This is a genomic window from Streptomyces sp. NPDC088350, from assembly GCF_044753545.1.
Lineage (GTDB): Bacteria > Actinomycetota > Actinomycetes > Streptomycetales > Streptomycetaceae > Streptomyces.
The window spans coordinates 405902-429504 of sequence record NZ_JBIVNL010000008.1 but is presented as its reverse complement, the minus strand read 5'-3'; the positions used below and the strand labels follow the sequence as shown (position 1 = coordinate 429504).

General features: G+C 72.5%; 23 protein-coding genes and 1 pseudogene. 12 read left to right on the top strand and 12 right to left on the bottom strand.

Annotated elements, in window-relative coordinates; all coding sequences use genetic code 11:
- Positions 1-4: 4 nt before the first annotated feature.
- The 6 genes from ACIQBL_RS29595 to ACIQBL_RS29570 form a co-directional block, all read right to left on the bottom strand.
- The gene (locus ACIQBL_RS29595) at positions 5-784 is read right to left on the bottom strand and encodes an ABC transporter ATP-binding protein (RefSeq protein ID WP_401946513.1); all 780 of its coding nucleotides are present in this window, start codon (positions 782-784) and stop codon (positions 5-7) included.
- Entirely contained in the window at positions 781-984 is a 204-nt protein-coding gene (locus ACIQBL_RS29590) for a hypothetical protein (RefSeq protein ID WP_401946511.1), read from the bottom strand. Before ACIQBL_RS29590 ends, ACIQBL_RS29595 begins: the two co-directional genes overlap by 4 nt.
- Positions 981-1184: a hypothetical protein gene (locus ACIQBL_RS29585; protein ID WP_401946509.1), complete on the bottom strand. Its 204-nt coding sequence runs from the start codon at positions 1182-1184 to the stop codon at positions 981-983. Before ACIQBL_RS29585 ends, ACIQBL_RS29590 begins: the two co-directional genes overlap by 4 nt.
- Complete coding sequence (locus ACIQBL_RS29580; protein ID WP_401946507.1) at positions 1181-1963, bottom strand: ABC transporter ATP-binding protein; 783 nt, start codon at positions 1961-1963, stop codon at positions 1181-1183. The genes ACIQBL_RS29585 and ACIQBL_RS29580 overlap by 4 nt, the downstream gene beginning before the upstream one ends.
- Entirely contained in the window at positions 1960-2802 is an 843-nt protein-coding gene (locus ACIQBL_RS29575) for an ABC transporter permease (RefSeq protein ID WP_401946504.1), read from the bottom strand. Before ACIQBL_RS29575 ends, ACIQBL_RS29580 begins: the two co-directional genes overlap by 4 nt.
- A 73-nt stretch (positions 2803-2875) precedes the next feature.
- Complete coding sequence (locus ACIQBL_RS29570; protein ID WP_401946502.1) at positions 2876-3826, bottom strand: ABC transporter permease; 951 nt, start codon at positions 3824-3826, stop codon at positions 2876-2878.
- Between the two features lie 399 nt (positions 3827-4225).
- Between ACIQBL_RS29570 and ACIQBL_RS29565 the strand changes: the two genes are divergently transcribed.
- The 7 genes from ACIQBL_RS29565 (at position 4226) to ACIQBL_RS29535 (ending at position 11633) form a co-directional block, all read left to right on the top strand.
- A complete protein-coding gene (locus tag ACIQBL_RS29565) occupies positions 4226-5137 on the top strand; it encodes a response regulator transcription factor (protein ID WP_401946500.1) in 912 nt (303 codons plus the stop codon).
- Positions 5138-5352: 215 nt separating this feature from the next.
- Complete coding sequence (locus tag ACIQBL_RS29560) at positions 5353-6084, top strand: hypothetical protein (protein ID WP_401946497.1); 732 nt, start codon at positions 5353-5355, stop codon at positions 6082-6084.
- Positions 6084-7910, top strand: coding sequence for an asparagine synthase (glutamine-hydrolyzing) (asnB, locus tag ACIQBL_RS29555; RefSeq protein ID WP_401946494.1), 1827 nt, complete (start codon positions 6084-6086; stop codon positions 7908-7910). Before ACIQBL_RS29560 ends, asnB begins: the two co-directional genes overlap by 1 nt.
- Positions 7907-8431, top strand: coding sequence for a flavin reductase family protein (locus tag ACIQBL_RS29550; protein ID WP_401946491.1), 525 nt, complete (start codon positions 7907-7909; stop codon positions 8429-8431). The genes asnB and ACIQBL_RS29550 overlap by 4 nt, the downstream gene beginning before the upstream one ends.
- Positions 8428-9912, top strand: a complete 1485-nt coding sequence (locus ACIQBL_RS29545; protein ID WP_401946488.1) for a 4-hydroxyphenylacetate 3-hydroxylase family protein — start codon at positions 8428-8430, stop codon at positions 9910-9912. The genes ACIQBL_RS29550 and ACIQBL_RS29545 overlap by 4 nt, the downstream gene beginning before the upstream one ends.
- Positions 9909-10742 (top strand): class I SAM-dependent methyltransferase, encoded by an 834-nt coding sequence (locus ACIQBL_RS29540; RefSeq protein ID WP_401946485.1) that lies wholly within the window; start codon positions 9909-9911, stop codon positions 10740-10742. The genes ACIQBL_RS29545 and ACIQBL_RS29540 overlap by 4 nt, the downstream gene beginning before the upstream one ends.
- 36 nt (positions 10743-10778) lie before the next feature.
- Positions 10779-11633 carry a helix-turn-helix domain-containing protein gene (locus ACIQBL_RS29535; protein WP_401946483.1) on the top strand — a complete coding sequence of 285 codons (855 nt, stop codon included), beginning with the start codon at positions 10779-10781 and terminating at the stop codon, positions 11631-11633.
- Here ACIQBL_RS29535 and ACIQBL_RS29530 read toward each other — a convergent pair.
- Positions 11593-12825, bottom strand: coding sequence for an MFS transporter (locus ACIQBL_RS29530; RefSeq protein WP_401946480.1), 1233 nt, complete (start codon positions 12823-12825; stop codon positions 11593-11595). The genes ACIQBL_RS29535 and ACIQBL_RS29530 overlap by 41 nt on opposite strands.
- 352 nt (positions 12826-13177) lie before the next feature.
- Here ACIQBL_RS29530 and ACIQBL_RS29525 point away from each other — a divergent pair.
- Positions 13178-13339 (top strand): annotated as a pseudogene (locus tag ACIQBL_RS29525) (PLP-dependent transferase); the annotation flags it as partial.
- Complete coding sequence (locus ACIQBL_RS29520) at positions 13336-14481, top strand: homoserine O-acetyltransferase (protein ID WP_401946883.1); 1146 nt, start codon at positions 13336-13338, stop codon at positions 14479-14481. The pseudogene ACIQBL_RS29525 and the gene ACIQBL_RS29520, both read left to right, overlap by 4 nt.
- 10 nt (positions 14482-14491) lie before the next feature.
- On the opposite strand, the gene ACIQBL_RS29515 is transcribed toward ACIQBL_RS29520, so the two are convergent.
- Positions 14492-14998: a MarR family winged helix-turn-helix transcriptional regulator gene (locus tag ACIQBL_RS29515; protein ID WP_401946478.1), complete on the bottom strand. Its 507-nt coding sequence runs from the start codon at positions 14996-14998 to the stop codon at positions 14492-14494.
- A gap of 264 nt (positions 14999-15262) precedes the next feature.
- Between ACIQBL_RS29515 and bglX the strand changes: the two genes are divergently transcribed.
- The gene (gene bglX, locus ACIQBL_RS29510; RefSeq protein WP_401946475.1) at positions 15263-17548 is read left to right on the top strand and encodes a beta-glucosidase BglX; all 2286 of its coding nucleotides are present in this window, start codon (positions 15263-15265) and stop codon (positions 17546-17548) included.
- Between the two features lie 182 nt (positions 17549-17730).
- Here the strand turns inward: bglX and ACIQBL_RS29505 are convergent, their stop codons facing one another.
- A complete protein-coding gene (locus ACIQBL_RS29505; RefSeq protein ID WP_401946472.1) occupies positions 17731-18981 on the bottom strand; it encodes a DUF418 domain-containing protein in 1251 nt (416 codons plus the stop codon).
- A gap of 196 nt (positions 18982-19177) precedes the next feature.
- On the opposite strand from ACIQBL_RS29505, the gene ACIQBL_RS29500 reads away from it, so the two are divergent.
- Together ACIQBL_RS29500 and ACIQBL_RS29495 are read left to right on the top strand one after the other, a co-directional pair.
- On the top strand, positions 19178-19846 hold the full coding sequence (locus ACIQBL_RS29500; protein ID WP_401946470.1) for a response regulator: 669 nt from the start codon (positions 19178-19180) through the stop codon (positions 19844-19846).
- Positions 19843-20955, top strand: coding sequence for a sensor histidine kinase (locus ACIQBL_RS29495; RefSeq protein WP_401946467.1), 1113 nt, complete (start codon positions 19843-19845; stop codon positions 20953-20955). The genes ACIQBL_RS29500 and ACIQBL_RS29495 overlap by 4 nt, the downstream gene beginning before the upstream one ends.
- A gap of 5 nt (positions 20956-20960) precedes the next feature.
- Here the strand turns inward: ACIQBL_RS29495 and ACIQBL_RS29490 are convergent, their stop codons facing one another.
- The 3 genes from ACIQBL_RS29490 to ACIQBL_RS29480 form a co-directional block, all read right to left on the bottom strand.
- Positions 20961-22187 carry an acyltransferase family protein gene (locus ACIQBL_RS29490; RefSeq protein WP_401946465.1) on the bottom strand — a complete coding sequence of 409 codons (1227 nt, stop codon included), beginning with the start codon at positions 22185-22187 and terminating at the stop codon, positions 20961-20963.
- Between the two features lie 140 nt (positions 22188-22327).
- Positions 22328-22924 (bottom strand): hypothetical protein, encoded by a 597-nt coding sequence (locus ACIQBL_RS29485; RefSeq protein ID WP_401946462.1) that lies wholly within the window; start codon positions 22922-22924, stop codon positions 22328-22330.
- On the bottom strand, positions 22921-23571 hold the full coding sequence (locus ACIQBL_RS29480; protein ID WP_401946459.1) for an RNA polymerase sigma factor: 651 nt from the start codon (positions 23569-23571) through the stop codon (positions 22921-22923). The genes ACIQBL_RS29485 and ACIQBL_RS29480 overlap by 4 nt, the downstream gene beginning before the upstream one ends.
- Positions 23572-23603: the final 32 nt, after the last annotated feature.

The window sequence follows — 23603 nt, the reverse complement described above, 5'->3', positions numbered from 1 at the left end:
CGGTTCAGTGGAGCAGGGAGGGTTCGTCGGTGGCCGCGGCCAACAAGGCCTGGGTGTAGGGGTGTTGGGGTGCCGTCCAGATGCTGTCGGCCCGGCCTTCCTCGACGACGCGGCCGTGCCGCAACACCGTCACCCGGTGGGCCAGTTGTCGTACGACGGCAAGGTCGTGCGAGATGAAGAGGTAGGCCAGGCCAAGGCGGTCCTGGAGTTCGGTGAGGAGCTGGAGGACCTGGGCCTGCGTCGTGGGATCGAGGGCCGACGTCGGTTCGTCGCAGATCACGAGCCGGGGCCCGGTGGCGAGCGCGCGGGCGATGGCGACGCGTTGCAGCTGGCCTCCCGACAGTTCGCCGGGGTGGCGGCGGGCGAGCAGTGGATCCAGCCCGACCTGGCGGAACAGCTCGGCCACCACGGCGGGCCGCTCCCGGCGCGGCGTGCCGTGGGTGCGCAGCGCGAAGTTCACGGCTTCCCCGGCCCGCAGGCTCGGATTGAGCGAGCCCCGGGGATGCTGGGGCACGAACTGCAGGCGGGCCCGGACCGCCCGCCCGGCCCGGCCGCGCAGCCGACCGGGGTCGTGCCCGGCGAACCGCACCGTCCCGGCACTGGGCGCGATCAGGCCGAGGGCGAGGCGGGCGAGGGTGGACTTGCCGGAGCCCGACTCGCCCACCAGGCCCAGGGTTTCGCCGGGAGCGACGGTCAGGGTGACGTCGTCGACGGCGACTTGGCCGCGCGGGTAGCGCTTCGTCACATGGTCGAGGATCAGCAGAGGATCCTGGGAGTCGGTCATGGGCTGTCTCCGGGCGATGCGGTGGGCAGTTGTGTTGCCGGGCGGGCGGAACCGGCGACCACCTTCTCGGCCGGCGCCTTCTCGACGATCGGTCCCTCGCGCACGACGGGCACGCGGCCACCGACGCGCCGCGCCGCGGACAGGTCGTGGACAACGAGCGGCACCAACACGGCGATCGACAGAACTCCGAAGACGGTCATGGACGATCCCCCGGCCGTACGGCAAGCACTTCGACGACCGAGCGGTCCGAGCGGCCCAGCACCTTCCCCGCCGGCCCAGCCTCGACGACCCGCCCCACGTGCAAGACAGCCACGCGACCGCCGACACAACACGCCGCGGACAGGTCGCGGGAAACGAGCGGCACCAACACCGCGAGCAGCGGAACCCCGAAAACGGTCATGGACGATCTCCCCGCGGTGCGGCGAGCGCCTCGGCACCAGGGCCGGCCGAGCGGCCCAGCACCTGCCCGGCCGGCCCCGCCTCGACGACCCGCCCCTCGCGCATGACGGCCACCTGACCGCCGATGCGGCGCGCCGCCGTCAGGTCGTGGGTGACGATCAGCAGGGAGATGCCCCGCTCGGTGCGCAGGGTGTCGAAGAGGTCGAGGACGCGGCCTCGGACGAGGGCGTCCAGTGCGGTGGTGGGCTCGTCGGCGATCAGGAGTTCCGGGCCGCACGCCACGGCCAGGGCGATCGCCGCCCGTTGTCTCAGGCCGCCGGACAGCTCGTGCGGGTATGCGCGTGCCACGCGCTCCGGGTCCGTGACGCCGGCCGTGGTGAGCAGGCCGGGGACGGCGGCTCGGGCGGCTCGCCGGTTGGCGGCGGTCCGGTGGCGGAGGAGGACTTCGACGATCTGCGGGCCGATGCGGCGCAGCGGGTCGAGGGCGCCGGTCGGGTCCTGCGGTACGTAGCCGATGCGGCGTCCGCGGATGCGGGACAGCTCGGCCTCGCCGAGCGTCCTCAGGTCGGTGCCGCCGAGCCGGATCCGGCCGGTGAGGTGTGCCTCGCGGCCGGGCAGGCCCAGGACGGCGCGGGCGACCGTGGTCTTGCCGCTGCCGGACTCCCCCAGGAGGACCAGGGCCGCGCCCTCCTCCAGGGTGAGCGACACCTCGTCCACCGCTCGCACCGGGCCGTCGGGCCCGTCGTAACGCACCGACAGGTTCTCGATGTCGAGGATCACCGCGCCCCCTGCGGGAGCCGTGCCGCGCGGTCGCCTACGTGGTGGCGCAGGGCGTCGCCGAGGGTGTTGAAGACCACCGACACGACGAGGACGGTGAGCGCGGGCAGGACCGCGACGTAGGGGTGGGTGAAGATGCTGGGGCGCAACTCGTCGAGCATGGCGCCCCATTCGGCGGCCGGCGGTGAGACGCCGAGGCCGAGGAAGGACAGCCCGGCGGCGTACACGACGGAGAGGCCGACGAGCGAGGACGCGTAGACGAGGACGACCGGTGCGACGACGGGGGCTACTTGGCGCAGGGCGATCGCCGCGCTCCCGGCGCCGCTGACCCGGGCGGCTTCCAGGTATTCGGCGGTGCGGACGCGCTGCACCTCGGTGAAGACCACTCGGGCGACGGCCGGGGTGAGGACGACGGACAGGGCGAGGACGGTGGCGGTGAGACCGGGCCGCAGCAGGGTGGCGACGGCGATGGCCAGCAGGACGCCGGGGAAGGCGTAGAGCACGTCCAGGGTGCGCAGCAGCGCCTGTTCGGTGATCCGGCCGCCGAGTCCGGCGGTGATGCCCAGGACGCTCCCGGCGGTCGTGGCGACCGCCACCGGCAGTAGTCCGCCGGTCAGCGAGGGCCGGGTGGCGAGGATCAGCCTGCTGAGCATGTCGCGGCCCTGGGAGTCGGTGCCGAGCGGATGGCCGGGGCTGCCGGGATCCAGCAGCCGGTGCTGGAGCGACCCGGCGGTGGCGGTGTACGGCGCGAGGAACGGGCCCGCGAGGGCGAGCAGGAGGAGCAGTCCGGCGCAGGCGGCCGGGATCAGCAGGCTCGCGTCGCGGTACAGGGAACGATTCATGCCGTCCTCCGTGCACGGGGGTCGCCGCAGGCGGCCGGGATCAGCAGGCTCGCGTCGCGGTGCGCGGAACGGGTCATGCCGCACTCCGTACGCGGGGGTCGACGAGCGCGTGGGCGGCGTCGACCAGGATGTTGACACCGACGAAGGCCACGGCGACGACCAGTACTCCGCCCTGGACCAGGGGCAGGTCGCGGGCGGTCAGCGCGTCGTAGAGGAGCCGTCCGATGCCGGGCCAGGCGAACAGGGTCTCCACGAAGACCACCCCCTCCAGCAGGTAGGCGAGTTGCAGGCCGCCGATGGTGAGCAGGGCGGGTGACGCGTTGTGCGCGCAGTGGCGCAGGACCGCCGTCCGGCTCAGGCCGCGGGCCCGGAGGCCGTCGGCGAGGTCCGAGGCGAGCGTGGCGGCGAGCGCGGTGCGGAACACCCGGGCGGTGAGGCCGAGCGGCACGAGGGCGGCCGCGGTCGCCGGCAGGACGAGATGCCGCAGCAGGTCCGGTGTGCCGCCGGGGCCGAACACGTCGTGCGTGCCGCCGGCCGGGAGCCACCGCAGCCGTATCGCGAACACGGCGAGGAGCAGCAGGGCCACCGAGTACTGCGGGGCGGACACCGCAAGGGTGCTCAGCGCGCCCGACAGCCGGCCGGTCGCGCCTCGTGGGCGTACGGCGCCGAGTGCGCCCAGCAGGACGCCGCCGGTGACGACGAGGAGGAACGCGCTGCCCGCCAGGATCAGGGTCTGGCCGAGGGCGGGCAACAGCAGTTCCCCGACCGGCCGTTGGGCGGAGATCGAGGTGCCCAGGTCACCGTGTGCGGTGTGCCAGAGCCAGTTGGCGTAGCGCGCGGGCAACGGGCGCCCGGTGCCGAGGCGTTCGGCGAGTCGCTCCCGGGCCTCTGCGGGGGCGCCGGGGCCCAGCAGGGCGGCGACCGGGTCGCCGGGGATCAGGGCGACGGTGGCGTAGACGACGGCGCTCACCCCGAGCAGTGTCGGTGCGGCGAGCAGCAGTCGGCGCAGCAGGAACCGGGTCATTCCGGGGCGCGGTGGTGCGGGGGGCCGGGCATGGGGGTGGTTCCTTCCTCGGCGGGCGAGTTGCGGCGTGAGGAAGGGTGCGGGGCGGGCCGGGGCGGCAACCAGCCAGGCATTCGTGCTGATACCGGAGGTCATAGGATCGCCGGGACCCGGCAGACCGACCTTGACCCGGCACAAATTGGCCAATTACCCTTCCTGTATGGCCCCTTGGCGAACCGACTTCACCCTGGTCGGTATCGGCGGCTCGTGGCACCGCAGGTGCTTCGACGAGATCTGTCGTCCACGCGCACGACGCTGACCGCCCGGCCTGTTCGCCGTCCCGGCAGCGTCCTCCTCAGCCATCCCCGCCGGTCCCGGTCCAGGGCTCGGCGCCGCCGTATCCGAGGGGACCGCGACACGATGCCACGCACCGTCGACGTACCGATCGAACTCCCGGCGCCGCCGCGCCAGCCGGCCGTCCGCAGGGGGCCCGGCACCCTGCGCAGGTCGCCCGGTGCGGCCGCTCTGCACGCCGAGATAGACAATCCGTTGGATCTGATAGCCGGTCACCAGTTGCTGGCCGAGACCGAGCACCGGCGCCCGCAGGCGCCATCGCGGGGCCGGACCGCCTGCGACTGCGGCCACCCCGCGTGCGGGACACCGGCGAGCGGTCCCGCCGCCGGGACCCGGGTGTTCCTGGTGGAGCGGCATCCGGTGGCCAGGGCCGGGCTGCGCAGCGTGCTGTCGACGGTCCCCGGGCTGACCGTGGTGGGCAGCACGGGCGATCCGGCGCACGCCCTGGGCAGCGTGCGGCGGGTGCGGCCCGACGTCATCCTGCTCGGGCAGGGTGACTCCCTCGGCGACGATCTGGCCGCGGTGGTGCGACTGCGCGGTCCGGACGGCGCGCCGGACACGCGCGTGCTGCTGCTGCGCCGGGCCGAGACCACGGCCGAGGCCAACCGGATGCTCCTGGCCGGCGCGAGCGGCTGCTTCCCGCTGGAACTGGCGGAGGACCGGATCATCGGCGCGGTGACACTGGCCGCCGCGGGGGGCTCGGTGTTCCTGCCGGCTCCGCCGGCCGCCCGGGTCCGGGCCGCGAGCGCGGCCGGGCACGCCACCGAGCCGCTGCCCCAGCACTGCGGGCTCACGGACCGCGAACGCGATGTCCTGGCGCAGCTGGCCCAGGGGCTGAGCAACGCGGAGATCGGCCGTGAACTCGCCCTGGCCGAGGCCACGGTGAAGAAACACCTCACGCAGGCCATGCGCAAGACCGGCCAACCGGACCGGCTGCGGGCGGCGTTGTACGCCCATCGGCACGGACTGGCGGGCTGACTCCCGTACGGCCGAAGGCAGGGCGGGCCCCGATCGGGGCCCGCCCTGCGGCGTACCGGGCCCACGGCCGCGGGCGACCTTCGGAGCAGTCCGGGTGCGCCGATGGTCGCCCCCGCCGCATCCCTTCGGGGCTTCTGGGTGATCGGGCCGACGCATAGCGTTGCCGACGACCTGGAACCCGAGGTCAGCACTCCCCCACTGCCGAAGGAGATCCCATGAGCGATGCGCCCGACGCAGGCATCGCACCCGCGGGCGCCGACGTACTGCACGATCCGTACGCGGAACCCCGCACCGAATCCCCCCTGTCCCACTCCCCGTACCGCGGCATGTCCGACGCCGACCGGTCGGCGCTGTGGCAGCAGCGGCTGCACGAGGCCGAGGCGGGCCTGACCCGGCTGCTCGCGGCGCGCGGCGACGAGGTCCACCTCACCGACTGGTTCGCGCTCCAGGCCGAGATCTTCGCCGACCTGCCCGACCCGCTCACCGCCGAACCGCCCGCCTGGCAGCGGGTGTTCTTCCGCGGCCAGGCCCTGATGGAGCGATTCCTGGTGACCCGCTACGGCGAGGAGGTCCTCGCCGACTGGGCGCGCGCCAACGCCGAGATACACCGGCAGGTGGAGCCCGACCACGGCCGGGGCGCCGCCGACCCCATCCACCGGATCGCACGGCAGGCCGAACTGTACGGCTCCACCTACGAGTTCGACGACGCGCCGCCCACCGCCGAGCGGGCCGCGCTGGCCATCACGCACTGCTCCATCTGGGACTACCGCGAGCAGGCGCGCCGCACCGGCGTCCGGATCACCCTCGCCTCCCCGTGCACCTACTGCACCGAAGCACTCTCCGCCAACATCCGCGCGAAGGGCTTCCGGCCCTCGCACCAGTTGCGCAGCGGCCCCACCGGCCACGGCTGCCGCTGGGAGGCCACCGACGAACGGCAGGAGCCCTGATGTGCGGCGTCTCCGGATGGGTCGACTGGGAGACCGATCTGCGCACCCGGCAGCGGACGGTACTGGCCATGGCCGAGACCCTGGCGTGCCGGGGCCCCGACGCCGGCGATGTCTGGCTGTCCCGGCACGCCGCCCTCGGTCACCGCAGGCTCTCCGTCATCGACCTCGAAGGGGGCGCCCAGCCGCTGCCCGACGAGGACACCGACACCGCGCTCAGCTACAACGGCGAGCTGTACAACTACCGTGAGCTGAGGCGGGAGTTGCAGTCCCTGGGACACACCTTCCGCACCCGCTCCGACACCGAGGTCGTGCTGCGGGCCCACCTCCAGTGGGGGCACGACGCACCGCGGCGCTTCAACGGCATCTTCGCGTACGCGCTGTGGGACGGCCGGCGACAGGAACTCCTCCTGGTGCGCGACCACTTGGGCATCAAGCCGCTGTACTGGCACGCCCACCGCGACGGGGTGCTGTTCGGCTCCGAACCCAAGGCGGTGCTCGCCAACCCGCTGTTCCGCGCCGAGTTGGACTCCGAGGGCATCGCGGAACTCTTCGCCCTGCCGGCCGCCCCGACCGCTGGGCACGGCATCTTCCGGGGGCTGCGCGAGCTGCGCCCCGGCCATCTGCTGACCGTCGGCAGGACCATGACGCGTGAACTGCGGTACTGGCACCTCACGTCGGCGCCGCACACCGACGACGCCGCGACCACCCGCGAGCGGGTCCGCGACCTGCTCGCCGACACCGTCGAACGCCAGATGCTCAGCGACGTCCCGCTGTGCACCCTGCTGTCCGGGGGCGTCGACTCCAGCGCGATCACGGCCCTCGCCGCGGCTGCCCGGGAACGGGCCGGGCACTCCAAGGTGACCAGCTTCTCGGTGGACTTCCCCGGCAGTGCCGATCGCGCGCCGGACGCCTGGCGCACCAGCGCCGACGCGCCGTTCGTGCGGGCGGCCGTGGACCACATCGGCACCCTGCACACGTCGGTGGTGGTGCCCGACGACGACCTGCTCGAGGCCCGCGACGCCGTGCTGCGCGCCCGCGACCGGCCCGGCTGGGGCGAGATGGACGCCTCGCTGCACCTGCTCTTCCGCGAGGTGCGACGGCGCTCGACGGTCGCCCTGTCGGGTGAGGCCGCCGACGAGATATTCGGCGGCTACCCCTACTTCCACGATCCCGCGGCGCTGGCCGCCGACACCTTCCCGTGGCTCCACGGCCGTACGACACCCGCCGCCCTGCTGCGGCCCGACGTACGCGCCGACGTGCGTCCCGACGAGTACGCGGCCGAGCAGTACCGCCGCGCTCTCGCCGAAGTGCCGTCGCTGCCCGGCGAGTCGGGCGCCGACCGGCGGATCCGTGAGGTCTTCCATCTGGCGCTGACCCGCTGGCTGCCGCCGCTCCTCGACCGGGCCGACCGGGTCAGCATGTCGGTGGGTCTTGAGCTGCGGGTGCCGTTCTGCGACCACCGGCTCGTGGAGTACGTGTGGAACGTGCCCTGGGCCCTCAAGGCTCCGGGCGGACGCCCCAAGGGGCTGCTGCGCGACGCCGTACGGGATCTGCTGCCGCCGCAGGTCACCGACCGCCCCAAGAGCGGATACCCGTCCACACCCGCCGTCCACTACACCGAGGTGCTGACGGCCCGGGCGCACGAGTTGCTCGCCGATCCGAACGCCCCGGTCTTCGACCTGGTGGACCGGGCCGCCGTCCGTACCGCCCTCGCCGAGGGCCGGCCGCTGCCCAGTCCGCGCACCGCGCCGAACCCCGTGGGCGGCCTCGATCACCTGCTGCAGGTGGACGAATGGCTGCGGGCCTACCGCGTGGGCCTGCGATGAGCGCGCCGGCCCTCGACGCCTTCCGTGAGGCCGCCCGGCGGTGGACGACCGGGGTCGCGGTGCTCACCGCGCGGCACGGCGAGGAGGTGTTCGCGAAGACGGTCTCCTCACTGTGCACGCTGTCGCTGGATCCGCCGTTGGTCAGCGTGGCCGTGGACCGGCGCAGTCCGCTGGTGGGCGCGGTGCGCGCCGACGCGCGGTACGCGGTCTGTGTGCTCGGCGCCCGCCAGGAGGCGCTCGCCCGGCGGTTCGCCGCACCCGGGGCCGGCCGGGCACTGGGCCTGTTCACGGGGGCGCCCCTGCGGATCGCGGCGACCGGGGCGCCGGTCCTGGAGGAGTGTCTGGCCTGGTTCGACTGCCGACTGCACGCCGTGCTGCCCGGGGGCGACCACGCGCTGCTGGTCGGCCGGGTCGTGGCCGCCGGGGACAGCGGGCCGGGCGACCCCCTGCTCTATCACGACCGTACGTTCCGTTCCCTCGCCTCTCTGCCCGCACCGACCCCCACGGGAGTCAGCACATGACCCTGACCGACCCCACCCCCAGGGGCCTGCTCACCGGCGACCGCTACCGCGCGGAGCTGAACGACGGCCGCGAGGTCTATCTCGACGGCAAGCGGGTCAGCGATCCCGTCATGCATCCCGCCTTCCGGCCGGCCGTGGACGAACTGGCGCGGCTGCTGGACCTCCAGCACGAGCCCGCCCACCACGACCTGCTCACCTACAAGGATCCCGAGAGCGGTCGCCGCATCGCGCGCGGTTACCAACCGCCGCGCACCATCGAGGAGTTGCGCCTCCAGCGGCGCAGCGCCGAGTTCTGGCACGCCGAGTCGCTGGGCCAGCACGGCCGTTCTCCGGCCTTCATGTCCTCGATCGCGCTGGGCGTCTACGACTTCCGGCACCAACTGGAGCGCGGTCATGCCGGGTTCGGCGCCAACGCGGAGGCCTGGTACCGGCACTGCGCGGACAACGACCTGGTGCTCTCGCACGCGCTGGGCGATCCGCAGATCGACCGCTCCGCGGACCCGGTCGACGATCCCGACCTCGCGCTGCGGGTGCTCGCCGAGAACGACGAGGGCATCGTCGTACGCGGAGCCAAGCAGCTGACGACTCTGGCGCCGTTCGCGCACGAAGTGCTGGTGTATCTGTCGGCGTCCTTCACCCAGCGTCGCGGTGAGCAGTTCGTGGTGTGGTTCGCGCTGCCGCTCAACACCCCGGGTCTGATCACCCTGTGCCGCGAACCGCTCGGCGACACCCCGTGGGGGCACGCGCATCCGCTCGGCGCCCGCTTCGACGAGCAGGACGCCATGCTGTTCTTCGACGACGTGACCGTGCCGTGGGACCGCGTGTTCCTGCTGCGCGACGGCGCGTTGGCGCGCACCGGGCTCGCCCGGATCAACGCGTGGAGCGCCTACATCGGCCATGTCCGCTACCGGGAGCGGCTGCGCACCCTGCTGGCCACCGCCACCCTGGTGGCCGAGAGCATCGGCGTCGACCAGTTCCGCAACATCCAGGAGGACTTGGGCCGTCTCGCCGGGTACGCGGAGCTGACCGAACTGTTCCTCGACGCCGCCGAGGCCCGCGCCCGGGTCACCGACAGCGGACTCCTCGCCCCCGGCGACACCGCCGCCAGCCGGGTCTGGTCGGCCGAGGTCGCGGGCAGCGCGGTGGAGATCCTCCGCACGATCGGCGCCTCGGGCCTGCTGATGCAGCCCACCGCGAACGACCTCGCCCACCCCCGGCTGCGCCCGCACCTCGACCGCTACATGCGCGGCCGGGGCATCGACGCCGACCACAAGTCCCGCCTGTTCAGGCTCGCCTGGGAACTGACCGGGGACGCCTTCGGACAGCGCCAGCACCTCTACGAGTACGTCCACCGGGGCGACCTGGCCCGCAACCGGATCAACCTCTTCAAGCGCTACGACCAGAGCGGCACCCGGGAGCGCCTGCTGCGGCTGCTCGAGCCGGCCGCCGCCACCGACTCCGCCCAGGAGGCCCGCACATGACCGCGTCCGCCGCCGAGATCCAGGCCCGTACCCTGGCCGGCTACGCCGATGCCAGCAGGCTGCGCCAGGTGCACGACCGGGACTGGGTCCTCGACCAGGTCACCGGCGACCCCCGTGTGCTGCTCGATCTGGGCAGCGGCATCGGCCAGTTGCTCGGGACCGCCCTCGACCGCTTCCCCTCGCTGCGGCGGGCCGTAGGCCTGGAGCGCTCCCCGCACCGGATCGCCGAGGCCACCGAGCGGCTTCGCCCCTACGGGGACCGCGTCGCCCTCCACGAGGCCGACCTCACCGCGCCCCGGACACTCCCCCACCGCCCGGACGTCGTCACCATGACGTCGGTCCTGCACTGGCTGTACCCGGACGAGCGGCGGATCTTCGAGTGGACCCGCGACCACCTCGCGCCCGACGGAGCCTTCCTGCTGACGACCTACCACCCGACACGCGACGAGCACGGCCTGGGCGGCGAGGACGACCTCGTCCGCACGGTCCTGGAAACCCAGCACGCCGATGTACCGGGCCTGTTCGCGGCGCACGGCGTGCTGCCCATAGCGACCCGAACCCGCACGACGGAGGAGCTGAAGCCGCTGCTGGAGCGGTACTTCCGCATCGAGGCGACCCTCGACCGCGACGCGGTGGTGACCGTGGAGAGCGCCGGGCAGTACGAGCACTTCCACGCCGCCACCTTCGGCGACTACTACAGCCGGCTCGTCGCACCCGAGCACCGCGCCGGGTTCTTCCGGGCGGTCGGCGACACCGCGTGGCGACGGCAGGCCGAGACCGGACATGTCAGTCGCATGACGGTACGGCTGTGGCGGCTCGTGGCCGCGTAACCTGGGACGATCCGCACGGCCGAGGAGCCACCCACCATGTCAACTCCCGTTCCCAGCCCGGAACTCGGCGCTTTCCTCCGGGCCCACCGCGAACTGCTGAAGCCCGCCGACGTCGGGCTCAGCGCGACCGCCCGCCGGCGGACACCCGGGCTGCGCCGCGAGGAGGTGGCGTCGCTGTCGGGGGTGGGCCTGGCCTGGTACACCTGGCTGGAGCAGGGGCGGGTGACCGCCTCGCGCCAGGTGCTGGGCGCGGTCGCGCGGGCGCTGCGGCTGGACGCGGCGGGGCTGCGGCACGCGATGCGGCTCGCCGGTTACCACGAGCCGGTCGCGGCGGCGGACGACGGACGCGGCGGACTGGTGACGGCGGTGCAGCCGGTCCTGGACTCCTGGCCCGCCAGTCCGGCCGTACTGCTGGACCGGTACTTCGATCTGCTGGGCTGGAACGCCGCCTGGAGCGCGCTGTGGGGTTCGCCGGAGACCGTCCCGGCGGACCGGCGCAACCTGATGTGGCTGATGGTGGCGGACTCCCGGCTGCGGACGGTGCTGCACGACTGGGAGCCGCTGGCCATGAACGTCTTCCAGCACTTCCGGGCCCAGGCCGGGACCGCGCTGGCCGACGCCCGCACCGGTGAGGTCTATCGCCGGCTGGAGGAGGACGCGCCGCAGCTCCGCCACTGGTGGGGGTGCCACTCGGTGGCGGAGCTGACCGCGCGCACGGTGACCGTGGAGCCCGCGGGAACCGGCCGGATCGAGCTGTCGCTGTCCTCGTTCCACCCGGTGGACGACCCGTCCGCGCTGGTGCTGCTGTTCACTCCGCGCGCGGAGGCGGACCGGGCGCGGATGGCCGGGCTCAGCGAGCGTCCGCTGCGCTCGGTCGCCTCCTCGCACTGACCAGCAGTGCGCCGAGGGCGGCCGACAGGGCGAGGCTCACACCGATGGTGAGCATGCCGGTCGTCACGTCGGCGAAGGCGCCGACGGCCCAGGCGCCCAGGCCCGTACCGGCGTACATCGTCGAGGTCAGCCAGGCGCTGGACGTGGCGCGCAGGGCGGGCGCGACGGTGCCGGCCAGGGTCTGCTGATCGGTGACGAAGGCGCCGCTGGCCACGAACCACAGCGCCACTCCGATCACCGCCACCGGCAGCCCCGGGCCCGCGACGGCGAGGCCGATCCCGGCCGCCAGCAACACGCCCCACAGCGGCAGCAGCGGCGCGGGCGCACCGCCGGCCGCCCGCGCCCGGTCACCCAGCCACCCTCCGGCCGTCGACCCCACCACGCTGCCCGCCCCGACCACCACACCGATCAGGCCCAGTTCGGAGACGCCGAGGTCGAACCGGTGGACGAGTACGGCGCCGAGGAAGGTGTACGCACCGAGATTCGCCGCGTTGAACACCGTGTTGACCAGCAGGGCGTTGCGCAGCGACGGGTCCGCCCACCCCGAGAGCACAGCCTTGACGGCGCCGACGGGAGCGGGCTGCGGCGCGGTCGGCCGGACCTGACGCAGCAGCAGCGGTACGGCCGCCGCGGTGCCGATCGCCAGCGCGAGGAACGCCGATCGCCAGCCCGAGATCCCCGCGAGCAGACCGCCCAGCGGGACGCCGACGACCTGGCCGCACGAGAACAGGGCCATGCCGAGGCCCAGCGCCCGGCCGCGCACCCGGTCCGGCGCGGTCTCCGCGATGTGCGCCCAGATCGCCGGGCCGGCCGACGCGGCCGCCAGTCCGGCGACCGCCCGGGACACCACCAGCAGCGCGAGCCCGGTGGACACCGCGGCGCCGACATTGGACACGACGAACAGCAGGGAACCGGCGACGAGCGCGCGGCGCCGCCCGAACCGGTCGCTCAGCACACCGAGGAACGGCGCGCACACGGCGTACACCAGCACGTACGCCGTGACGCTGGAGGCCGCGGCAGCCTCGCTGACGTCGATGTCCTTGGCGATCGTCGGCAACAGGGGCGAGACCAGGAACGTCTCGGTGCCGAAGAGGAACAGCAGCATGAACACACCGGCGTAGCGCAGCCGGTCGAGCCGGTCGGGGGCGGCGACGTCCGCCGCGTGGGACGGCGCGTCGGGGAGGCTGCTCAAGCGGATCACAACCGTTCGGTCGGGCGAGGAGAGGGGACCGGGTCATCGTCGGCCCCTGGGCGGGGAGCAACCAGACAGGCGATCGTGCTGTGACCACAGCTCACAGGCTGACGGGGCGGACATGGCAGTCGTGTTTCAACTCCCCACGCCACGCTGGTTCTCCGGCACCGGCTGTGGTTCTCTCACTGCATGACCGTGCTCGTGACCCGCCGCCACATCGACCATGTGCGTGTCACCACCACGGCGTGTTCCACCGTGAGCTGACGTCCCGCTCCGCTTCCTCCTCCTTTCCGGACCCCGCTGCCCGCCGCCCTGCCCCGGGGCGGTGCACGGCCCTGCGGTCCCTGATCGACTTCACCCCGCCTCCACGACCCACAGTCAGCTGGACGAGGCCCAGTTGGCGGCGACCGGCACCTCGCCGGGTCTGGTGCGTCTCTCGGTCGGCATCGAGAACCTCGCCGATCTGAAGGCCGACCTGGAGGCCGGGTTCCGCGCGGCCAAGGGCGCGTCCTGAACGCCGTTCCGACACCGTCAGCGGTTCCCCTTCCGCCGGCCTCCGGGGCCTGGCGGGAGGGGGACCCGCCCGGGCGCCGTCAGTGGCACGTCCGGGAGAAGCCCCTCGGACTGGAAGCGGGCGGTGAACTGCCCGGTGTGCGGCTGGCGTTCGAGACCTGGGGACGGCTCGCGCCGGACCGCTCCAACGCCGTACTGGTGCTGCACGCGCTCACCGGCGACAGCCATGTCGCCGGACCGGCCGGGCCGGGGCATCCGACCCCCGGCTGGTGGGACGCGCTCGTCGGGCCCGGTCAAGTCCTGGACACGGACCGCTGGTTCGTTGTCGCGCCGAACGTGCTCGGCGGCTGCCAGGGCAGCACCGGCCCGTCCTCGCGCCGCCCGGACGGGCGGAGTTGGGGCGGGGGCTTCCCGTTCCTGACCCAGCGCGACCAGGTCGCCGTGGAAGCCGGTCTCGCCGATGAACTGGGCGTCGAACGTTGGGCGTTGGTGGTCGGCGGGTCCATGGGCGGGATGCGGGCGCTGGAGTGGGCCGTGACGCATCCGGAGCGGACGGACGCGCTTCTGCTGCTCGCCACCACCGCCGCGGCGAGCGCCGAGCAGATCGCCTGGACGAACATCCAGCTCCACGCCATCCGCTCCGACCCGCACTGGCACGGCGGCGACTACCACGACACCGGCCGGAGCCCCCGTACTGGACTCGGCCTGGCCCGGCGCCTGGCCCATGTCACCTACCGCAGCGAGCCGGAGCTGGCGGTCCGCTTCGGCCGTACGCCACAGGACTCGGAGGATCCGTGGAACGGCGGCCGGTACCAGGTCGAGTCGTATCTCGGCCACCACGCCGCGAAGTTGGTACGCCGTTTCGACGCGGGCAGCTATGTCACCCTCGCCGAGGCGATGAACAGCCACGACATCGGCCGCGACCGCGGTGACACGCGCGCGGCGCTGCGCCGGGTGACCGCGAGGACCCTGGTCGCCGGAGTCGACTCCGACCGGCTCTATCCGCCGTACCAGCAGGCCGAGTTGGCGGCCGGCATCCCCGCCGCGGACCGGCTCCGGCTCATCGAGTCACCCTACGGCCACGACGGGTTCCTGATCGAGACGGAGCAAGTGGCCGCGCTCGTCCGCGAATTGGTCGGCTAGCAAGGCTGCCTCAGCGCCGGCGCCAGGGCAACGCCTCCTGATCGATCCCGGCGTCCTCCTCGCGGTGGAGCGCGGCGTTGATCGCCTCGCCGATCTCCGCGAACTGGCGCACCTGCTCGGGTGTCAGCGCGTCGAAGACAGCCTGTCGTACGGCCTCGACATGGCCGGGTGCGGCGCGTTCCAGGAACTCCCGCCCTTGCGCGGTGAGCACGGCGAGTTGGCTGCGCCGGTTCTCGGGGTCCTGGTGGCGGTCCAGGTAACCGGCCTCCTGCAGGCGGGTCACGGCGTGAGTCAGCCGACTCCGGGTGATCTTGAGGCGCTCGGCCAGCTCCGACATGGTCATGGTGGCCCGCGGAACCGAGGACAGGTGGGCCAGCAGGATGTAGTCGGCGTGCGTCATCCCCGCGTCGCGCCGCAGCTGACGGTTGAGGTGGTCGGAGAGGAGCGTGGAGAACTCGACGTAGGCGAGCCAGGCCCGCATCTCCTCGGCATCCAGCCAGCGTGGCGTCGTGGTCATGGTCGCACTTTAGGCCCAGTCGTTCGCACCACCCGCCACCGTGACGACCACCGTCCGACCGGCCACAACCGCTGGATGGACCAACCGCTCCGACCGACGGTTTCCAGCCACCCCGGGCCGGAGAACTGAGCGGCCCGCACGGGACGTTGCGGCATGTTCCCCACAGGCGGCGTTCTTGACGTGCACGCAACCACTTCGTAACCTGCTGCAACTAATGACGGCAGCAGGCCCAGGACTCGCCCCTCCTATTCAAAGGATGAAGGCATGGGTGTGGTACGTAGGCGCACGGTCATCACGGCACTCGGCGGTACGGTCGCCGCCGCGGCCACCACGGGGACCGCTCGGGCCGAGGAGCCCGGTTCGGTGGCGGACGCGAAGCACAAGGCCGGTCCGTACGAGACGAAGGTCAAAGCCCTGTTGGGCCGGATGACCGTCGAGGAGAAGCTGGGGCAGTTGCAGCAGATGTCTTGGACGGGCGACACCGGCCCCGGCGGCGGGCAGACGGACCAGGCGGAGCAGGCCGCCCGCACGGGCCGCCTCGGGTCCGTGTTCAACATCTATGGGGCGAAGCACACCAACGACCTTCAGCGCCTCGCCGTCGAGGAGTCGCGGCTGGGCATCCCGCTGCTGTTCGGCCTGGACGTCATCCACGGCTTCTGGACCACGTTCCCCATCCCGCTCGCCCAGGCATCCAGCTTCGACCCGGCGGTGACCCGCACGGACGCCGAGGTCTCGGCCGCGGAGGCGCGCTCCAACGGGGTGCGCTGGACCTTCTCCCCGATGATGGACGTCACCCACGAGCCGCGCTGGGGCCGCATCGCGGAGGGCAGCGGCGAAGACCCCTACCTCGCGGCGGCCTTCGCCGCGGCCAAGACCCGCGGCTACCAGGGCGACGGCACCCACCTGGACGCCGACAACCGTCTCGCGGCCTGCGCCAAGCACTTCGTCGCCTACGGAGGCGCGGAAGGCGGCCGTGACTACAACACCGTGGACACCTCCGAGGCCCACCTGCGCAACCACTACCTCCCGCCCTTCAAGGCTGCCCTGGACGCCGGGGTGGCCACCGTCATGGCCTCCTTCAACACCGTCAGCGGCGTCCCCGCCCACGGGAACGGGCACACGCTGACCGACATCCTCAAGGGCGAGTGGGGCTTCGACGGGTTCGTCGTCAGCGACTACACCGGCGTCCAGGAACTGATCGTCCACGGCTTCGCCGCCGACGGGGCCGACGCCGGCCGGCTCGCCCTGAACGCGGGCGTGGACATGGAGATGGTCAGCACCAACCTCGGCGACCACGGCAGACAGCTGCTCAGGAGCGGCCGGATCACGGCCCGCCGTCTCGACGACGCGGTCTCCCGCGTCCTGCGCCTGAAGTTCCGGCTCGGGCTCTTCGACAACCCCTACGTCGACGAGGACGCGGCGATCACGAAGCCGACCCAGCAGGCCCGTGCCGCGGCGCGGGCGACCGCCGCGCGTTCCATGGTGCTGCTGAAGAACGACAAGGGCGCCCTGCCCCTGCACCCGGGGGTCGGCTCCATCGCCGTCGTCGGCCCGTTCGCCAACTCCACGGACCTGCAAGGGACATGGTCCGGACCCGGGGCGGGGCCCTTCCCCGCGGTCACCGTGCTGGCGGGCATCAAGGCGGCAGCCCCCCGGGCCGAGGTCACCTCCGTCACGGGCGTGAACGCGGACGGCACGGACACCTCGGGAATCAAGGACGCGGCAGCGGCGGCCCGGGTGGCCGACGTCACCGTCGTCGTGGTCGGCGAGCCCCCGGCCATGAGCGGCGAGGCCAGCTCGCGCAGCGACATCACCCTGCCGGGGGCGCAGGAGGACCTGATCACCGCGATCGCCGCCACGGGCAAGCCGTTCGTCGTCGTCCTGGTCAACGGGCGTCCCCTCACCATCGGCGGATGGCTGGACTCCGCCCCCGCCGTCCTGGAGGCATGGCACCCCGGCATGGAGGCGGGCAACGCCGTCGCGGACGTGCTGTTCGGCACCGTCAACCCGGGCGGCAAGCTCCCTGTGACCTTCCCCCGCACCGTCGGACAGGTCCCGATCTACTACAACCACGAGAACACCGGTCGCCCCTACGACGCCGGCAACAAATACACGTCCAAGTACCTGGACCTGCCCGACGGACCGCAGTTCCCCTTCGGACACGGCCTGAGCTACACCACGTTCACCATCGGCGACCCCGCTCTGAGCACCCGACGGATCTCTTCCCGCGCCCTGCGCAAGGGCGACACCGTGGAGGTGGCGGTCACCGTGCGCAACACCGGCGGGCGCGCCGGCGACGAGGTCGTCCAGCTCTACCTCCACGATCCGGTGGCGAGCATCGTCCAACCGGTACGCCGACTGCGCGGCTTCCGCAGGGTGAGCCCGGCCCCGGGCAGGAGCACCACCGTCCGCTTCCGCCTCGCCGCCGAGGACCTCGGCTTCTGGACACACGACACCGGCGGACGGTTCGCGCTCGAAACTGGTGACATCGACATCTACGTGGGCAACAGCTCACTCGCGACGGCCAAGGCGACGCTGACGATCGACTGACCGTCCGACGCGGCGACCGCCCCGCCCACAGCCCCGTCGGGCCCAGACCCCCCTTTCGCCCGGCGGGGCCCCTCGCATCAGCCCCTCGCACGGACGGCTCGGCCAACCCCACAGCCCCCGGACGTTCTCGACCTCGGACACCAACCTGACGAGGACGGCGCTACGGTCACTGCCGCCGGAGGCTACTTGACGTGGCGCGCGGGCCGGGTGGCCGTGTACAGCAGGTGTTCCAGGGGCCCGCGCCTGAAGTGGCGGGTCCAGGCGGTGGCCGACAGCAGGGCGGCTGCCATGACTGCGAGCAGTACCGGCAGCCCGGCCATCGTGTCGTCCTCGACGGCAGCCACGTGCCAGACGTCGGTCAGCAGCCAGAGGGCGACGATGTGCAGGACGTAGGCGGTCAGTGCCGTTGTGCCGACCGCGGAGACGGGTGTCGCCACGCGGATGAGGCGAGGCATCCTGTCGGCGACGACCAGGCACGCGGCGACCACCGCAAGGGCGACGCCCGTGTTGCCGAGGATCGAGAAGGTCGTCTGGCTGTGCGGCGCGGCCACGAGGAGCCAGGCGAGCGGGGTGCCGTTCTCGGGTTCGCCGACCGTGTCGGACCACCAGGCCGACGACGCCGGACCGCCGCCCGTGGCCGACGCGATGGTGGTGAGTGCGTGCGGGACGAGGTGCAGGGCCAGCCAGGAGCCTCCGTAGCCGAGGACGGCGAACGCACCGCCGGTCAGTGCGAGCCTCGACCGGGTCCCGGGCCGGGTGAGGTCGAGACGGGTCACCGCCATGCCCGCGATCAGGAACGGCGCCCAGGTCAGGGCCGGGTAGTCACCGGTGAACAGCAGCTCTACGACGCCGTCCGTACCGCTGATCCGGGCCAGCGGGTCCACCTGGACGACGGCGTCCGCCCAGGTGCCCTCTTCGATGAACTTCCTTACGGCGTAGAGGATTTGCGGCAGGACAAGTGCGCCGACGGCGGCGACGAGCGCGAGCGTCGCGGCACGCAGCCGGTGCAGCGGGAGGACGGTCAGGAAGAGCAGGCCGTAGCAGCTGAGGATCACGTCGACCTCGGAGCCCAGGGCGGTCAGCGCGTAGCCGAGCACCATCAGGACGGCGGCGCGGATCACGACCCTGACCGCCGCCTGCCGTCCGGCACGACCGGTCCGGGGCCGGGGACGGCCGGTGATGATGACCAGCGAGAACCCGGCGAGCACCGCGAACAGGGCGGAGGAGCGGCCTCGTGCGGTCTCCAGCAGGAAGCCGACGGGTCCGCCGACCGTGACGTCGGGGCCGACATGGACGGAGAACATGCCGAGGACGGCGAGTCCGCGCGCCAGGTCAATACCGATCAGCCGCCCGGTCGTTGGAGCGTCGGAGGGGACGGTCCGCCGTTCGGGCGACGCGGCTGCCGGCGCGGCCGGCGATGCGTCGTGTGTCATGCCGTCAGGATTCGCGGGCCGCGGGGAACAGCACACCCGGCAACCGTCCGAAGCCGGCCCGCCGACCGGCCGGAACCGCACCGGCCGACCGGACGGTCCCGGCCGACGACAGGCCGGAGCCGAACCGATTCCCGCGGACGGGCGCCGTTCGGCGTGCTACCCCTCGAACGGCGGGCAGTTGAGGAGTGGAGCACACATGATCCGTGTAGTGGTGGTCGACGACGAGGCGCTCGTCCGTACGGGCTTCACCCACATCCTCAACGCCTCCCACGACATCGGAGCCGTGGCGGCGGTGCCCGGCGGCCAAGCCGTCCGCACCGTACGGGAGTTGCGTCCCGACGTCGTCCTGCTCGACATCCGGATGCCCGACGTGGACGGCCTGACCGTCCTGGCCGAGCTGCGCCTGCTGCCGGACCCTCCCGTGGTGGCCGTGCTGACGACGTTCGACACCGACGAGTACGTCGAGGCGGCGCTGCGCTCCGGCGCCGCGGGTTTCCTCCTCAAGGACACCGACCCCGAGCAACTGCCGTATCTGATCCGTACTTTGGCCGACGGGGGAACCGTGCTGTCGTCGCAGGTCATACGGACGGTGGTGGACGGCTTTCTCGACCAGGGCGGGCGCGATCCGTACGCCGTCAGGCTCGTCGACCGGCTGAGCGGGCGCGAGCGTGCCGTCCTCGCGCTGATGGCCGAGGGCCTGTCCAACACCGACATCGGCGACCGGCTCCATCTGAGCACCGGCACCGTCAAAGGCCATGTCAGCGTCGTCTTCGAGAAGTTGCAGGTCGACAACCGTGTGCAGGCCGCGCTGGTCGCCGAACGGGCGGGGCTGCTCCGGCCGCCCGGGGACGGAGCCGTCCGATGAACTCCCCACGCCCGCCGGCCCTGTTGCTGGACGCGCTGCTGGTCTGCGCCGCACTGCTGGACGTGTGGGTCAACGCCGACGGCGAGAACCACCCGGTCGTCGCCTGCGGTCTGCTCGCCGCCCTGGCTCTCACCCTGCGCCGCCACCGGCCGCTTCTCGCCTTCACCCTCACGCTCCCCTCCGCCCTGATCGGCGACGCGGCGTTCGCCACGATGGCCGCGCTCTACACCCTCTCCTCGCTCTGCCGCCACCGCGCCCTGCTCGCGGGCTGCGCGCTGGCCTTCGCCACCGTCGACTTCATGCCCTGGCCCTGGACATCCCTCGATGTCGACCAACTCGCCGAGACCTACAGCCTCGTCCACCTCACCTACACCCTCGCCACAGCCGCCGCTCCCGTCTTCCTCGGCCAACTCGTCCAGGCCCGACGCGAGTTGACGTTTCGGCTCGCGGAGATCTCGGCGGCCCGCGAGCACGAGCAACTGCTCAGCGCCCAGGCGGTACTGGCGAAGGAACGCGCCCAGCTCGCCCGCGAGATGCACGACGTCGTCTCCCACCAGGTGAGCCTCATCGCCGTCACCGCCGGCGCACTCCAGGTCGGCAGCCCGGACGCCGAGGCGAGGGCGGCCGGGGCCACGATCCGCCGGCTCAGCGTGCAGACCCTGGAGGAGCTGCGGCACATGGTCGGCGTCCTGCGCGCCTCCGGCATACGCCCCACCGAACTCACCCCCCAGCCCTCCCTCGCCGACCTGCGCCACCTGATCGGCGCCAGCGGCATCGAGACGGAACTGGAGACCGACCTGCCCGACCGACTCCCGCCCACCCTCCAACGCGCCGTCTACCGCACGGTCCAGGAAGCACTCACCAACGTCCGCAAACACGCCCCCGGCGCCACCGCGACCGTCCGCATCCACCACCGAGACGGCACCCTCCGCACGACCGTCACCAACACCGCCGCCACCCGCCCCGCACTCCCCCTGCCCGGCGCCCACCACGGCCTCGTCGGCCTGCGCCAGCGCGCCGACCTCCTCGGCGGCACCATCACCTCCGGACCGACGACCGACGGCGGCTACGAACTCCGCCTGGAACTGCCGGCCGACGACCCGCCGTGATCTCCTCATGCGCCGGCGCCGTCCCTGGCGCCCAGGTCGTCCCTACGGCGGGCCAGCCTCCGGCCCCACCGCCGGCTCGGTGCCTCGATGTACCTGTGCGTCAGGGTGCACAGCGGCAACAGCACGGTGACGAACGCGATTTCGGCGACGAGATTGTCCTGCCGCCACCGGCCGATCGTGGCGTCGGTCACCGCCAGCAGCACGGGATGCAGCAGATAGAGCGAGTAGCTGATCGTTCCCAGTCCGGTCAGCCGGCGGGGAATCCGGCGGCGGCGCGACACCAGGCCCGTGCCGAAGGTGAGCACCGCCAGAAGGAAGGCCACGATCCAGCCGCGCCGGGTGAACTGGGACCCGTCCTCGTTCCCGTACGCACTCCCCACCGCGCAGGCGACCACGACAGCGGCCGTGCAAGCCGCGTACCGCCAAGTACTCTGACCGTTCTCGGCCCGGTGGACGGCGGTGCCGAGGAACATGACGGCGAGGATCACCAACCCCTCCCACAGGGGCACCGTGCCGTTGAAGCAGACCAGGACCAGCGCCAACGCCCCGCCCAGCACGCCCCCGAACACACGCAGCGCGGATGACCCGGCGCTCGCACAGCCGATGGCGACCACCATGGCGACCGAAGCGAACGTGATCAGGGGGCCGGTGCCGATCGCGCCGGAGAGGGCCGAGGGCGGCAGCACACCCCCTGCCGTCGCACTCACGGCGGCGAGCACGGCCAGGGTGATGGCGACCGCCGCCGACCGCTGGTGGAGGCGGACCGTGAACAGGGCGACGACCAGCAGGTAGAAGGCCATCTCGTACGAGAGCGTCCACAGCACCAGGAGGACGTTGGGCGTCCCCAACAGCTCCTGCAGCAAGGTGACATGGGCGGCGACCACCGCCACAGCACTCCGCTGACCGAACTCGGCGCGAATCTCGGCGTACCCCGCCAGATGGAGAGTCAGAACCGCCGCGACGGCGACCGCCAACAACGGGTACACGCGGAAGACCCGTCCGATCCAGAACGTCCGCACGCACCCCCGGCGTTCAAGCGATGCGGGGATGATGTAGCCGCTCACCAGGAAGAACACCATGACGCCGTACCGGCTGGTGTTGAACTGCGGCATCAACTCCCGCCGAAACGCCGCCATGAAGGCGTACGACGTGTGGTCGAACACCACGACGAGTGCCGCGATACCGCGCAACGCGTCGAGCCAGCCCCACCGTGACGACGGATCGGCCGACATGTCAACTACAGGTGATTGCGCAAACACGAAGAGTGATTTCCCTTGCGATGGCCGACTCGGCGTACCGCGTCCGCGAGTCGAACGTGGCGGACGTGCGCCTCACAGCAGTGCCGCGACGGTTCCTGATGACCTGTCAGGTCCTAGTCGTCCGGCAGGACCACCTTCTTCGGAACGCAGGGTTCGGCTTCGCTCCTGGTCGCGTAGAGTTCGACCGCGCGCGGCCGGGACCGGCCCCTGGTGTTCTCGAAGGCCAGCACGTTGCCCCGGCGCAGTGTGAGTTCCCAGCTGGACTGCACGGGGATGACGGGTACGCGGTTGCCGTGCCGATCCACCCCCACGAGCGGGGTGACGTCGCTGCGCTCGCAGACGTAGCCGCGAGGGAGCAGGTCGATGGTCACCTTGATGCCCCACGGGCGTACTTTCCTCGCGAGTTCGCGCTGGGCCACGACGCCGAGACTCGGGTCGTGGACGGTGAGCGTGACGCTCTCGTCGCCGTGGGGCTCCACCGCGTACGCCTTCGAGGCGGCCGGTGAACCCGGCACGATCACCACGGCGAGCCAGGCTGCCGCACAGGCCGCCACCACGACGGCGATCCGGCGCGGAGTGAAGAGACGGCGCACGGAAGCGTTCTCACCGGCTTCGGCCGCCCCGCCCTCGGCCACCCTGCTCTCGCGCAGCAGGATCTCCCGCTTCAGCTCGACCAGCAGGCGGTCCTCGAACGTCGTCCTCGTGCTCATGCCTCTCTCCCTACGACGTGCGCCAGTGACGCGTCCGACGTCTCCGCTCTCGTGGAGCCCGCCCTCGTGGTCGCGGGGCCCGTCTCCGCGACCGCGGAGTGCGCCTCACCCCGAAGTGCCTTGCGCGCCCGGTGGAGTCGGACCCGGGCGGTGACCTGGCTGATGCCGAGGACGGCCGCCGCCTCGGTGACGGTGAGCTGATCCACCGCGATGAGCTCGATGACGGCCCGCTCACCCTCGGGTAGCCCCGCCAGCGCGGCCAACGCCCGCCGGGCCGGTCTCTCCGCGTCGAGCCTGTCCTCGATGCGGACGATGTCGTCGGCCTCCAGCAACCGCCGTCCGGAGAAGCGCAGATCGCGTGCGGCCTCGCGGGCGACCCTGCGGCGTTCCGACGACACGACGTTGCGTGCGATGCCGTACAGCCAGGCCGTCTCGCTCCCGAGGCGCGGCCGGTAGGAGTGGGCCGAGTCGAGGACGGCCAGGAAGATCTCGGCCGTCAGGTCAGCCGCTGTGTGCGGGTCGTTGACACGCCTCGCCACGAAACGCATCACCGCGTCGACATGGCGCCGGTAGAACTCTTCGAACAGCTGCGGGTCACGTACCGCCGCGGCGGGCCCGCCACCCCGTAACCGTTCCACGCCATCCACCGGCGGCTCCTTCTGGTCTGAGGCTCCACGGT